The following is a 14,600-nucleotide window of genomic DNA, read 5'->3' as shown; positions in this document are numbered from 1 at the left end:
CTAAGTAGCCGCCATCAACTCTGTAGATCATTCCCTGGTTTTAAGAACAGCAATCAGATTGAGACGATTTAGCTGGCGCTGGACAATCAGCCCACAACTAATTGCTGCTGCGACAACAACCATAATGGCGAAAGTATAGTTTGCCTTAGTGACAATTAAGGGCAAACGATAAAGTTCTGAATCATAACCAACACTCATTAAGGCAGCCAACCCAGATCCCAAAACTAAGCCTAGAGGAATTGCTACTAAGGTGATAATCCCTTGTTCTCCTAGTAGGATGAAAGCGATTTCGGCACGGGTGAAGCCAATAATTCGCAGACTAGCTAACTCTCTCTGCCGTTCTGACAAAGAAATTTGTGCTGCATTGTAAACTACGCTGACCGTGATAATAGTGGCAAAAACTAGCAGTACCTTAGTGGCTACCTGCATATTTTTACCCATAGACTCCTGAAAACTCTCTATGGATGCCTCTCGGAGAAAGACGTTACTCACATCGGGAATTTTTTTGAGATAGGAGTACAATTGATTACTGGCATTCAAATCGATCGCTGCGTAAACACCTGATACTGTTTGCCCTTCTTCCATGAGTCGGTTGAGAGCATAGATGTCCATATAGACATTGAAACCCATCAGTTCATCTACCAGCCCCATCACAGCAACCTGATGCACAGCATGACTGCCTTCAAGTACTTCTACTGTAAGGTTTTCCCCTGGAATAACACCCAGGATTTGTGCCAGCTTAGTTGTTAGCACGACTCCATCAGTGGGGAGATTCACTGGGTAGAGATTGCGATCAACTAAATGCTGAAGTCTACCTGCCGGGTCAATTCCGGTTATGGCCATACCTTGGCGTTTGTGATGTTCAAACATCAGGTTTACAGGTACTGTCCGAAATGGTTCGGCAGAGAGGACTCCAGGAAAGTGAGTGATTTCGTACCGCACACGGTTAGGACGCGGCTCATTAAAAATAATGGTGATATCTTGTCGTTGGACAATATTGAATTGAAAATCAATTAAATAAGCTAAGGCATCTTCAAAGTAACGACCCACCACTAGTAAGGCGATCGCGATCGCAATTCCCAAAATAGAAAAGCCTGCTTGAACTGACTTGCGTTCGAGGTTACGGCAAATAATCCGACCGCCTGGCGATAAAAAGCGGCCAATACTCAGGCGCTCAATGATTGATGGTCGAAACTTAGCCGGTGGCTCTGGTCGCATAGCTTCAGCAGGGGGTAAGGAAATAGCTTTGCGAACAGATCCAAAGCCTCCCAAGCAAGCTGCGCCAACACTGATGCAAATAACTGCGATCGCTAAATCTGTTCTCGCTTCATAGTGAAGTATTGGTAAGCGGAAAATCTCCGTATAGACATGGCTGTATCCACTACCTAACCAAAACCCACCAACAATACCAATTACTGTCCCCCAACTAACAATGCTCAAAACAAGTTTTAGATAATGTCCACCAATGGCAATATTGCTATAACCTAAAGCTTTGAGTACAGCAATCTGCTCCCGTTGTGTCCCTACCAGCCGGGAAATTACGAAGTTTAATAAAAAAGCTGCGATCGCCAGAAACAAGCAAGGCATCATTGTCCCCGATACTTTGAGTTGGTCTATATCATTAGAGAAAACCTTGTTAGATAGCTGATTTTTCCGTCCATAAGCACCCAAACTACCGTAGCGCTCTAAAAGTTGGTCAAGACGCTCAATCACATCCTCCTCAAAGACTCCTGGCATGAGTCTGAGAGTGACATTGTTAAAGGCATCGTCAAGATCGAAGGCTGTCGCCAGTGCTTTTCGCCCCATCCAGATGACACCAAATCGCTTGTGATCGGGAAACAGAGATCCTTCGCCTCGAACTTCATAAACATATTCGGGTGAGAGAGCGATACCGACAATCCGTAACTGCTGCCAGCGACTATTAATTACAGCTCCGATAGAGTCACCGAGATCCAGTTGGTGAGCTTCAGCAAAAGCCTCACTCACTAAAACTTCATCACCTCGTTCTGACTCGATATAACGACCCTTACGGATATAAAGGTCATTCAGTATGGGGACGCGCTCTTGAGGTATGGATATTAATCGGCCGATAACTGGTTCATCAAAGTTAGGGATATCGAGAGTGACATCAACTACAATCCGTGTTTGGGTCTGTGCTACTCCGGGAATTTCGGCAATCTGACTAGCTAAAGTTTCTGGTGCCCGCTTCATCTGAGCAAAAACATGGGCAAAGCGATAGCTATCGTAATAGATGGACTTGGTGAGTGCGAGGGAAGCATGAGTACTCTGAATCATAATCAAGCTAGAAATACCGCAAGCGACAATTAAAGCGATCGCCAAAACCTGACCTCGCAAGCCCAGAAGATCGCGCCACAGTTTTCGATCTAGAGACGAGTTAAACATTAAGACTTACCACTCTAATTCAGCCGGAGACAACTTGGTTTGGTTACGATGCTCTTGAATAATCTCACCGCTACGCATGGTCAGCACGCGATCGGCCATAGCTGCAATTCCCACGTTGTGGGTGATTATAGCGATTGTTGTTCCTAATTCTCGGTTAACTCGCTCAATTACCTCTAGTATCCGCTTACCTGTTTGAAAGTCGAGTGCCCCTGTTGGTTCATCACACAATAATACTTGTGGTCGCTTGGCAATGGCACGAGCAATTGCGACTCGTTGTTGTTCTCCACCTGATAATTGAGATGGGAAGTGGTCGAGGCGATCGCCTAAATCTACCAATTCTAAAGCTTCCCTTGGACGCATCGGGTGAGCAGCAATCTCTGTAACCAAAGAAACATTCTCCCGCGCCGTTAGGCTGGGTATCAGGTTGTAAAATTGGAAAACAAAGCCGATACAATCGCGTCGAAAACGAGTCAATACTTGCTCATTAGCGTTGGTTAGGTTGCGATCGCGAAAATACATACTGCCACTTGAGGGCACGTCTAGTCCTCCCAAGATATTCAGTAAGGTTGACTTACCACTGCCAGAAGAACCTAGTATGACCATAAACTCTTTTTCGTCAAGGTCGAGGTCTATCGAGCGAAGGGCTTGCACCTCTACTTCTCCCATGCAGTACTTTTTAGTCACTTCACGCACCTGAAATATTGGTGGTTGTCTGACTGTCACTTAAAAAACTCCAAATCGAATTGAGTCAACGACTGGGTAGATTGCTCATTGTCTCGGCCGGGGCTTGTTAGTGCTGAAGACAATAAGCAATAGAAATATCTTTATTTCCAATGTAAACGATAAAAATTATCATTTATTTTCAGCAGTATACTGAAACTTGAGGTTTTTGTGAAGCATGATGCAGTGCAACGCAAGGAAACTTCAGAATTTGGGAGTTGTAGCTCATCTTTTACCATTGGAGAAAACCCAGGCTAGTGGTCTGTCCCCTAAGTTCTGATTGATTAGTTTGTTACCAAAACCCTGTAGAGGTGCGAAATTTCGCGTCTCTACAACCTTGCAAAGTTTCTTTAGACTACTAGCGATCGCTTTACATAGCTTATTGATAATAAATTTCTATATTATGCTTGCTGTTACTATGTATTTAATTATATTCTTGCAAGCTAGATACTACTGAAATAGCCTAGTATCATACCTTTTTGCTCGTCAGAGAAGTTTTTTTACTAGATAGAACTTGAAATTAGGACTTGCTAAGAGATGATTTCTGTAATAAGCTACTCAAAGTTAATGCAAATCTTTCCTATATAGAGCGAAAATTAATTTAGTTTTTCACCACAGATGTTCTAAAAAAGAGTTTTAAAACAAACTCAAGCGAATAACGTGCAAATTTGCACCAAAGAGGGCATGAAATATTTGTAAAACTGAGTGAAATCAGGACTTTTAAAACAATCGGTGAGTGATAGTTGGGTTCAAAAACTTCTCATTTTTGATGCAAATAGTTATCATTATTTAGTAATGAGGCAGGCTTTATATGAGAATATATCGCAGATAATTAAGAACTGCCATAAATCCTGTAGTTCAAAGGCATTAAGAGATTTTGTTTTATGGATACTCTAAAAGTGATGGAAACTATCAATAAAATACTTACTGATTTAGGTATTACTGAAGAGTTGCTTTATCCAGATGCTTTACTGCGTAAGGATTTGCAGCTTGATTCCACTGAAACAGTAGAAGTATCCTTAGAACTCAAACGTCAGTTGGGAGTTAGTGTCAAACTTGAAGGTCGGCAAGATATGACCCTGGCTCAATTTTGTTATATGGTGCAGGCTGCAATCCATGTAAATCCTGAGTACAGCGCAACTATACCGAAAAATTTTGGCTAGGCAATGACTTCCCTCTTCTCTAGTAGAACTGTCAGTATTAAGGGGCTTGGTATTGACATCACATCTATCCAAAGAATTACCAGATTGATTGACCGATACGATCGCGAAACCTTAAATTTACTGTTTACTCTTGGTGAAATTGACCGTTGTCAAGCAGCTAATAATCCCCAGCAGCATTATGCAATCTGCTTTGCCACTAAAGAAGCCGTAGGTAAAGCCTTGGGAACCGGATTAGCTGGGATTGGTTGGAATGAAATTGAAGTAGACATCACACACAATAAATTAATTATTAATTTGCAAGGAGAAGCAAGTATCCAAGCAAAACAACAAGGCATCAAAGAATTCTTGGCTAGTTGGTGCTATTGGGATCAACACGTACTAGTTCAAGTCCTTGCTCAGTGAACCATATCAGCCTCACAGGAAAATTGGATGGATAGTATTTCAGAAAGGTTACCAGAGGTCTTTAACGTTGCAGCTTACTTCTTAGAGGGCAACTTAGTACAAAGACGTAGCGAGAAAACAGTCTTTTACTATCAAGGTGAGACATACACTTATGGTCAACTGAACAGCTTTGTCCAACGCACAGCTAAACTACTATCTCATCTCGATTTAGAGCGGGAAAATCGCGTAGCCATTCTCTTATCCGACACTCCAGAATTTGTATTTACTTTTTGGGGTGCTATCTGGTTAGGAGCTATACCAGTTCCGATTAATACTGCTTGTAGTTTGGATGAAATACAGTATATTCTGCAAAATTCACGCGCCAAGCTTTTAGTAACTACCCAAGAGTGGCAAGAAAAACTAGCTCCCATTCAGTCTCAGTTCTTACGCCATACTCTCTTAGCAGATGGTGAAAATCCCTTAATTTCTCTACTAACTCAACAAGAGTCAGCATTACCTTGTGCCGAAACATCTCGTGATGAACCAGCTTTCTGGCTTTACACCTCTGGGAGTACAGGCCAACCTAAAGGTGTGATTCATCTTCATCAAAGTATGGTGGTGTGTGCAGAACAGTATGGAAAAATCATGCTGGGCTTACATCAAGATGACATCATCTATTCAGTCGCTAAGATGCCTTTTGCTTACGGTCTAGGTAATACTCTCTATATGCCAATGGCTGTTGGTGCAGCATCTATACTATCTGATGCCAATAATGCTTTTGACATCATTGCTGATATCCACCAGTATCGACCTACAGTCTTGTTTGGTATACCCAGCGCTTATGCAAGTATTCTCACCGCACATGATATTTCTCCTTTAGATGTTTCCTCTATACGTTTATGTGTATCGGCTGCTGAACAATTGCCTAAAAGTATCTGGCATAAATGGCTTTTGACTTACAGTCAGGAAATTTGTGAAGGTATTGGCACGACTGAATTTTTGCACATTTTTCTAACTAATCAATTAGGAAAGTGTAAACCAGGCAGTTCTGGTCGGTCGGTTCCTGGTTACGATGTTCGGGTGATTGACGAAAATGGTTTTCCTTGTAGTGCTGGCGAGATTGGCGACCTTCAAGTGAGTGGAGAAAGCCTAATGTTAGGGTACTGGAACCGACTGCAACAAATGCGGAAAGTTCTTTATGGTAATACCATGCGAACCGGAGATAAATATTTATGCGACGCAGAAGGATATTTCTGGTTTATGGGTCGTAAAGATGACCTTTTTAAAGTTAATGGTCAATGGCTATCACCTTTAGAAATTGAAGACATTTTGCATCAGCATCCGCAAATTTTTGAAGTGGCAGCAGTACCAGAGTCAAACAATGGGGAATTGATTCAGGTAGTCGTTTATGTCAGCCTCAAAGCGGGAGAAAAGCCTTCGCCGGAAGTGGAGGATAGTATTCGTAAGTTTGCTAAACGGCGATTACCTCATTTTAAGGCTCCAAAAAAAGTTTACTTTTTAGAAAAATTACCACGCACCTCGACTGGTAAAATTAATCGCAAAGTATTAGGAAAAAAGTATACTTTAGCGACAAAAGCAGTTGATTAACCAATTACTTACAAGGATGAAATAGATGGTAACTGAGTTAAAGACCGAAATAAAGTATCAAGAAACATTTGTACCTGGACAAAGAGAACCCATCGTCATCCTCAAGAACCTTTTAGAAGCTGGAATTATTACAAAATATGTCATGTATGAAGGGAAAAATGAGGTTCGTATTGCTGGTAATGAGTTATTTAGGGTAGCAGTAAACCAAGATTTTGTCTCGATTAATGGTTTAGGTAATTCGGACTGTGAGCCAATTATCGATCCTTTAAAGCAAGTAGAGAATCTACTCAAGTCTTTGAATGTTGAAAATTGGACAGCTTATGGTTATGTAGCGTTTGATATAGCTCGCTTTTACTCTTCATACTCTAAAGCAATTCAGCAAGAACTACTTTATTTTATGATTCCCGAAACTGAAATTCGCTGTACAGTAGAAGGAGTACATATCAAAACTACTAAGTCATTAGAACAAATAAAAAACCAATTATTTATTGATAATCAACTGCCAAACTATACACCAGTATCTTTGGAATTGGATTTTAGCGATCGCGAAGTTTATCAAAATCGCATTAAGACTCTCATCCAAGCGATTCAAGAAGGTGATTTGCACAAAGCGATAATTTCTCGCTCAGTCAAAGTACCCGGCGATTTAGATGTGATAGGAACTTATGTAGTAGGATCTAGAGCCAATAATGCAGCGCGTTCTTATTGTTTAGATATCGGAGATGTGCGTGCAGTTGGTTTTAGTCCAGAAATTCTGATGGAAACCAATGAAGATGGGTCTGTGATCACAAATCCGTTAGCTGCAACTCGCCCTCGTAGTGAAAATCTCCAAGAAGATACACGCTTGAGTGATGAATTATTTACTGATGCTAAAGAAGTGAAAGAACACTCACTCTCAGCCTGGTTAGCACAAAGTGAAATTGCTTCTTTGTGTTTACCAGAAACTGTCCGCATTTTTGACTTTATGGAGGTTAAAAAGTACCGATGTGTACAACATCTATCATCACGAGTAGGTGGTAAACTCAAAATAGGTAATACCTTATGGGATGCATTGAAAGTATTGTTTCCTGGAATTACAGTCTCTGGGATTGATAAAGAAAAAGCTTTAGAATGGATTAATCGTTTAGAAGACGAGCCAAGAGGAATTTATGCTGGTGGTATTGGTTGGGTAGATAGCAACGGTTCATCAGATATTGCGATCGCTATTCGCTCAGTTTATCAATACGGAAATACTATTCACTTAAATGCTGGCGCTGGTATTGTAGCTGAATCAGTTCCAGAAAAAGAGTACATAGAGTCTGTCAACAAAATGAATACGATGTTGACGAATTTAGTTTTGCAGCCTGAAACCAAGTTAATCTGATGTTTATAATTGAGTCTGAAATACCTATAAACCTGCTCACCTTTGAGCCTGATGCTCTTAAAGCCATTGGTCATAGTACTAATATCGTGGCTATAAGTTTTATTAAAAAACTCATAGAAACAGTAGGTAGGTCTTTTGAGATGCAATGGTTTACAGAACGTGAGTTGAGTGCATCTGGATTTGGTAATCATCGTATTCAGTATTTAGCTGGTCGTTTCTGCGTCAAAAAAGCTGTATTTCAAATCCTTGGCGTTGAATATAACCAAGATTGTTACTGGCTAGATTTGGAAGTACAACGATTACCAACAGGTCAACCAGCAATATTGCTAGATGGCAAATGTCAAGAAATTGCGGTAGCACTTGGAATTACCAAATGGTTAGTTAGCATCAGCCATGTATCATCTTATGCAACCGCAAGTGCGATCGCTCTCTAAGTAGTAGGCAGAAGTTTTTGAATTTTGAATTGATGAAGAGTTTTTGGTACATACCTTGCCCCTTGTGGGCGAAAAAACTAATCATATTGGACTAATTTAAACCAAGTCGAAAAGTGGGCGTGATATCTCTTGGACAAATTACTAATGACAAATGACTAATGACTCTCGCGTTGCGGTTTAATTTGTTCCCTATTCCCTTTTTCAAATGATTAACCTTCCAGTAGGTATTCGCGCACTTGCAGTTAGCTTTCCCGATATCATTCGGACAAATGAATATTGGCAAAACAAGTATCCCGATTTATTTACACAAACAAAACTCCGAAACCCAAGGAGGTCTAAATCTGATGACTTCACTACCGACAACAATGGGCTGGATATTTGGTCAATAGCAGTAGCACCATACTTATCTGACCCCTTTCGAGGTAACGTTGAACGACGGGTGCTTAGTTCTCAAGAGTCATCGCTAACGTTAGAATATCGCGCCGCGAAAGATGCCCTGGAGGCTGCAAAACTCGCTCCCAGTGAAGTCGAACTCATGATTGTCGCTTCGCTTTTCTGTGAACAAGTCGGGTCTGGAAATGCTACCTACCTAGCCGAACAATTAAAACTATGCTGCCCTGCATGGAATTTAGAGTCAACTTGCTCCAGTGCTTTAGTGGCGCTTCAAAATGCTCACGCTCTCGTACAAACTGGAACCTACCGTAACGTACTAGTAGTTATCTCTCAGATTGGATCTAATGCTGTAGACGAAACAGACACACTTTCATGGTCAATGGGTGATGGTGCTGGAGCTTTTGTGGTTGATTTACTTAAACCTAATCAGGGAATTCTGGGTACTAAAATCGTTAATACGATCGCCACACATGGTGCTTACTCATATAAACTGGCAACAGACGCACAAGGCAAGCCCCGAATTTGTACTAGCACGGGAAACAATGCCAGTATGCTTGCAGAAACAGCAGTAGATTTTGTCCGTAACTGCTGCTACGGTGCAACTGCTGCTGCTGGTGTCACCTTTGATGATATTGACTTTTTTGCATTCAATACTCCTACTGCTTGGTATGTCGATGTTTGTACGCGAGCATTAGGTATCGATAAACAGCGAACAATTAATCTCTACCCGCGATATGCAAATATCGGCCCAGTACTTCCCATCGCCAATTTGTACCATGCAGCAGCAGTGGGAAAAATTAGCGAAAATAATCTAGTTCTGGTTTATACTAACGGTGCCGCAGCTACTGCCGCAGCAGTTGTTATGCGTTGGGGTGATGTGGGCCTTGGACAAGTTCCAGCCCCTCCCATTAGCGTTAGGTCTGAACCAGCAACACAAGATCATCTTTCCCAAAAAAAAGTCTTCACTACAACACAAACTTCTTTTTCAAAAGCAAAACTGTTGGCTGCTAAACCAGAGCAACAACAGCAAATGCTAGAAACTTATCTTCTGGAATGGTTAGCTACCTCACTACAGCTACCTTTAACCAGCCTTGACACTCAGCAGTCTACAGCTTCATTACTTGATTCTTTAATGGCTATTGAACTCAGGCGCAAAATAGAGGCCAATCTACAAGTGCAAGTGTCTATAGATAAATTTTTAGTTAATAACATAGCTCAACTCGCCGAGCTATTACTGAACCAATTAACCTTAGCCAGCCTAACTGTATCAGAAGCGATCGCCTCTGCTGACCTCAATCTAGAAGAAAGAGAAAAATTGAGTTTGTAAACCAGGCAACATCACTCGCATCATAAAAACCCAAATATCAAGCTAAAATCATGGATTTGCGTTCACTTTTAACCAGTCTCTCTGACAAAGGCGTAAAATTAGCTGCTAATGGAGATTTACTAGATGTTGATGCCCCCAAGGGAGTATTAACCTCAGAATTACGTAACTCATTGGCTGAACATAAATTAGAGATTCTGCGATTTTTGCAAGAGAACAGCATCAGTGCGAGTTTCAGGGATTTACCGAAAATTGTACCAGCGCCAAGGGATCGCTACGAACCTTTTCCACTGACTGACATGCAGCACGCCTTCTGGGTAGGGCGCAATGGAGCCTTGGAGTTAGGTAGTGTATCCAATCATGGTTACTACGAAATTGCCGGTAATGACATCAACCTAGAACGCTTGAACTGGGGACTGCAAAAGTTAATTGAACGCCATGATATGTTGCGTGCTGTGGTGCGACCAAATGGACAGCAGCAGATTTTGGAGAAAGTGCCTGCTTATGAAATGAAAGTTTTAGATTTGCGGGGACAAGATGAGGAAGTTGTCAATGCACAGCTAGAAGGAGTGCGTGATCGCCTTTCTCATCAAGTGCTACCATCTGACCAGTGGCCCCTATTTGAATTTAGCGCCACACGTTTAGATGAAGGACACGTCCGGTTACACATCAGCTACGATTTGCAAGTATTTGATGCTTGGAGTTTATTTCGTTTGTTTGATGAGTGGTTTCAACTCTACCAAAATCCTGATATTATCTTGCCACCGTTAGAGCTTTCCTTTCGGGATTATGCCTTAGCAGAACAGTCTTTGCAAGAAACAGAATTATACAAGCGATCGCAAAAATATTGGCTCAACCGTCTAGAAAGCATACCTCCAGCCCCAGACTTACCTCTAGCTAAAAATCCCAAAGAACTCAAACAACATCGTTGTAAACGTTATCATTCCCAACTAGAAAAAACCCTTTGGCAGCAATTGAAGCAGCGAGCCGCTCAAGTCGGTTTAACTCCCTCTGGTGTCTTGTTGGCTGCTTTTGCCGAAATATTGACACTTTGGGGCAAAAACCCCCAATTTACGATTAATCTAGCCTTGTTTAATCGCCTGCCGCTACACCAACAAGTAAATGACATTTTAGGAGACTTTACCTCCGTCACTCTGTTGGCAGTAGATAACTCCAGCCCCGAAGCATTTACTGACCGCTCCCTGCGCTTACAAAAGCAACTTTGGCAAGATTTAGAACACCGCTACTTTAGTGGTGTGCGTGTGGTACGAGAACTAGCTCGGCAAAAAGGTACAGGCCCCAGCGCCATGCCAATTGTCTTTACCAGTACTCTCGGCTTTAGCTCCCTTGGTCAAGAAACCTTAACATTTAGTCATTTTGGCGAACTAGTCTATGGCATCAGTCAGGCATCTCAGGCTTGGATGGATATACAAGTCTGGGAAGAAAAAGAAGAATTGACATTCAACTGGGATGTAGTTGAAGAACTCTTTCCAGAAAATCTTGTCAACGATATGTTTGAGGCTTATTGTCTTTTCCTCAAACAGTTGGCGACTTCTGATTCTGTCTGGTTGGAGAAGACTAGGCAATTACTACCTCCCAGCCAATTAGCTCTGCGGGATGCCGTAAATGCCACCACAGCACCACTCCCTGATGAGATGTTACACACTTTATTTGCATCTCAAGTGCAAAATCGCAGACTAGAACCTGCTGTTATTTCATCTCAGGGTATCCTGACTTACCAAGAACTATACAACCTATCCAATCAACTGGGTCATCGGCTACGCCGTTTGGGAATTCGTCCCAACCAGCTTGTCGCCATAGTTATGGAGAAAGGATGGGAGCAAATCGTCGCAGTGTTGGGAGTTTTAGCTGCCGGAGCCGCCTATTTACCCATCGACCCAGGATTGCCTCAACAACGAAGAGAATATCTATTAGAAAATGGTGAAGTTCAGATTGTTCTGACACAATCGTGGTTGAATGAAAAACTGGAGTGGCCAGCGAACATTCAACGACTGTGCATAAACACAGAAGAACTCGCTGTTGAAAGTCAGCAGCCATTACAGCCAGTTCAGACACCCGATGATTTAGCCTATGTCATCTATACCTCTGGCTCCACTGGTTTACCCAAAGGGGTGATGATTACTCATCGGAATGTTGTGAATGTCGTGATTCACACAAACAAACGCTTTAACGTTAGTTCCATAGACCGGATTTTGGCTCTCACTTCTCTGGCTCATGACTTGTCTGTTTATGACATATTTGGTCTTTTGAGTGCTGGCGGTGCAATTGTCATACCCGACGCCTGTGCGATTAAAGACCCTGGCCATTGGGCTGCTTTGATGGTGCGATCGCAAGTTACACTTTGGAATACTGTACCAGCAATGATGGAGATGTTGGTCAACTATGCCGAACAGGAATCTGTGGAGCTTCCTAAAAGCTTACGTTTGGCAATTTTAGGTGGAGATTGGCTACCAGTTTCTCTCCCCCAACGAATCAGAGCTTTAGTCCCAGAAATACAAATACTCAGTATTGGCGGCCCTACTGAAACTACGATTTGGAATATTGGTTATCTCATAGAAGAAATTGATTCAACTTGGAAGAGTATTCCCTATGGTCAACCAATGGCTAACTCAAAATACTACATTTTGAAAGAAAGCCTGGAAGATTGTCCTGTTTGGGTTCCAGGTCAGATGTACTGTGCTGGCGTGCAGTTGTCCAAAGGCTATTGGCGCAACGAAGAAAAGACCACCGCCAACTTTATTTCTCATCCTCGCACAGGCGAACGTATTTATCAAACAGGAGACCTTGGTTGCTATCTACCAAACGGCAACATTCAATTTTTAGGACGAGTAGATTTCCAAATCAAAATTCGGGGACACCGCATTGAAGCTGGAGAAATTGAAGCAGCTTTGTCACAGCATCCAGCAGTACGTGCTGCTGTTGTTACCGCCGTGGGAGAACAACAGGAGAAAAAACAATTATTAGCTTATTTAGTTCCAGAACCAAGTCAGGTAGCAGATATTTTTGAAGTGGAAGAGGCACACCCAGCCAAATCTCAGCAAATTTGGCAATCTGTTGTGGAAGCCGGTCAAAAACAAGCTCAACAAGTTATCTGGCAAGCAAGTGTAGAAAATGTTTTAGATTTATTACAAACTTTAGGAGATTTGCATACTAATTCTGTTTGTCAAGCATTTAAAAAACTCGGAGTTTTTAACTCTGTTGGCGAAAAATACAATCTAGATCAATTAATTTATCAGTGTGGAATTGCGCCTCGCTATCGGCATTGGTTGTATCGAGCATTAACAGCACTAGTAAAAGCAGGTTGGTTAGAGCAACAAGGTGAGGTATTTACTAGTTCTGTTGCTTTGCCAGAAGTGAGTTTATCAGAGTTACAAATCGAAGGACGAGCAAAACTAGCTGAAGTTCTGTTGTTTAATGAATTGGAAAGTAGTTGGCTTGATTTTGCCTCAGAAAATTTGGCAGATATTATTACTGAGAAAATTAAAGCAGCCGAAATATATGCCAGTAAATATTTGCCCTTAATTTACCAAAAGCTATTTCCTTACTGTAATTACATTGTTGGGAAAATTATGAAAGCAGTGGTGCAAACTCGATTACCAGGAAAACCACTGCGGATTTTAGAAGTTGGTGCAGGTCTTGGCGTAACGACTATTCATGTCTTACCAGAGTTACCATTAAATACAACTTACTTATTTACTGACATTTCCAATTATTTCTTACAAAATGCTAAGAACAATCTTGCTCAATATCCATTTGTCAGCTACAATTTATATGATTTAGAAAAAACCCCTCAAGAACAAGGTTATGAGCTTCATAGTTTTGATGTGGTGATTGCATCGGCTGTGTTGCACGATACTCGTTACATTACTCAAACTTTAGATAATATCAAATCTTTGTTGGCTCCTGCGGGTTTACTAGTAATAGTCGAAATAACTAAATTCCAGCAGTTTTTCGATTTAAATATGGGATTGCAGCAGGGATTCGATGTATTTGAAGATAATGATTTGCGGCAAGTTCATCCATTGATTTCCGGGTCAGAATGGCAAACGATGTTGTCTCATTCGGGATTTGAAGATAGCGTACTTCTAACTAAAGCTAATTCTGTATCTGAATGCATTGGTTTTGAAGTTGTGCTTGCTCAAGCACCGTTATTTGTGAAGAGGTTTAAAGCAAGTAATTTACAAAACTACTTACAGCAGAAACTGCCAGATTATATGGTACCTTCTGCATATACAATTTTAGAAAAATTACCTTTGTCTGCAAATGGTAAAATAGACCGGAGTAAACTACAAACGCAAAAAAGTTTGCTGCAAACCTCAGATAGTTATATAGCGCCAGAGAGTGAAATTGAGCAAACTGTTGCTGGTGTTTGGCAAAAAGTATTGGAGTTAGAAAAAGTTGGCGTTAACGATAACTTTTTTGATGTGGGTGGTGATTCTTTGCTGATTACAAAAGTTTACAGTCAGCTGAAAGAAGTTTTACCTAAAGAAATGTTAGATATTTCAATGGTAGATTTGTTTAAGTACTCAACAATTAAGAGTTTGGCCGATCGCTTAAGCCAAGAGAAACCCAGAATTTCTTTACAGCAACAAAATACGGAATTAGAGAAAGAATTAGCAGCAGGAAAAAATCGGTTAAAACAACGGTTTCAAAAATCGATTATGAACAAATAATTAGTAATTAAATTTGTACAAGTATTTACTGGTTGTAATTACAAATTACTTTGACGGACAAGGCTTAACTCTTTGTCAAAGTCAATTTTGAACCAACCGCAAAGGACGCAAAGGACG

9 protein-coding genes are annotated in these 14,600 nt (G+C 41.3%); 7 read left to right on the top strand and 2 right to left on the bottom strand.

Annotated elements, in window-relative coordinates; translation table 11 throughout:
* Window positions 1-27: 27 nt before the first annotated feature.
* Window positions 28-2,403 carry an ABC transporter permease gene (locus RMZ43_RS19470; RefSeq protein ID WP_428850869.1) on the bottom strand — a complete coding sequence of 792 codons (2,376 nt, stop codon included), beginning with the start codon at window positions 2,401-2,403 and terminating at the stop codon, window positions 28-30.
* A 6-nt stretch (window positions 2,404-2,409) separates the two neighbouring features.
* A complete protein-coding gene (locus tag RMZ43_RS19465) occupies window positions 2,410-3,126 on the bottom strand; it encodes an ABC transporter ATP-binding protein (RefSeq protein WP_428850868.1) in 717 nt (238 codons plus the stop codon).
* Window positions 3,127-4,007: 881 nt separating this feature from the next.
* Between RMZ43_RS19465 and RMZ43_RS19460 the strand changes: the two genes are divergently transcribed.
* The 7 genes from RMZ43_RS19460 to RMZ43_RS19430 all read left to right on the top strand — a co-directional run bounded on the left by RMZ43_RS19460 (window position 4,008) and on the right by RMZ43_RS19430 (window position 14,483).
* Entirely contained in the window at window positions 4,008-4,286 is a 279-nt protein-coding gene (locus tag RMZ43_RS19460) for an acyl carrier protein (protein WP_428850867.1), read from the top strand.
* A gap of 3 nt (window positions 4,287-4,289) precedes the next feature.
* A complete protein-coding gene (locus RMZ43_RS19455) occupies window positions 4,290-4,688 on the top strand; it encodes a holo-ACP synthase (protein ID WP_428850866.1) in 399 nt (132 codons plus the stop codon).
* A gap of 27 nt (window positions 4,689-4,715) precedes the next feature.
* Window positions 4,716-6,275: a benzoate-CoA ligase family protein gene (locus RMZ43_RS19450; RefSeq protein WP_428850865.1), complete on the top strand. Its 1,560-nt coding sequence runs from the start codon at window positions 4,716-4,718 to the stop codon at window positions 6,273-6,275.
* A gap of 25 nt (window positions 6,276-6,300) precedes the next feature.
* Window positions 6,301-7,638, top strand: coding sequence for an anthranilate synthase component I family protein (locus tag RMZ43_RS19445; protein ID WP_428850864.1), 1,338 nt, complete (start codon window positions 6,301-6,303; stop codon window positions 7,636-7,638).
* On the top strand, window positions 7,638-8,072 hold the full coding sequence (locus RMZ43_RS19440) for a holo-ACP synthase (protein WP_428850863.1): 435 nt from the start codon (window positions 7,638-7,640) through the stop codon (window positions 8,070-8,072). Before RMZ43_RS19445 ends, RMZ43_RS19440 begins: the two co-directional genes overlap by 1 nt.
* 205 nt (window positions 8,073-8,277) lie before the next feature.
* Window positions 8,278-9,792 (top strand): 3-oxoacyl-[acyl-carrier-protein] synthase III C-terminal domain-containing protein, encoded by a 1,515-nt coding sequence (locus RMZ43_RS19435; protein WP_428850862.1) that lies wholly within the window; start codon window positions 8,278-8,280, stop codon window positions 9,790-9,792.
* A gap of 50 nt (window positions 9,793-9,842) precedes the next feature.
* On the top strand, window positions 9,843-14,483 hold the full coding sequence (locus RMZ43_RS19430; RefSeq protein WP_428850861.1) for an amino acid adenylation domain-containing protein: 4,641 nt from the start codon (window positions 9,843-9,845) through the stop codon (window positions 14,481-14,483).
* Window positions 14,484-14,600: the final 117 nt, after the last annotated feature.

The organism is Nostoc sp. CmiVER01 (genome assembly GCF_034531135.2).
Lineage (GTDB): Bacteria > Cyanobacteriota > Cyanobacteriia > Cyanobacteriales > Nostocaceae > Nostoc.
Note: the sequence above shows the minus strand (reverse complement) of the source record. Positions and strands in the feature narration are given on the sequence as shown.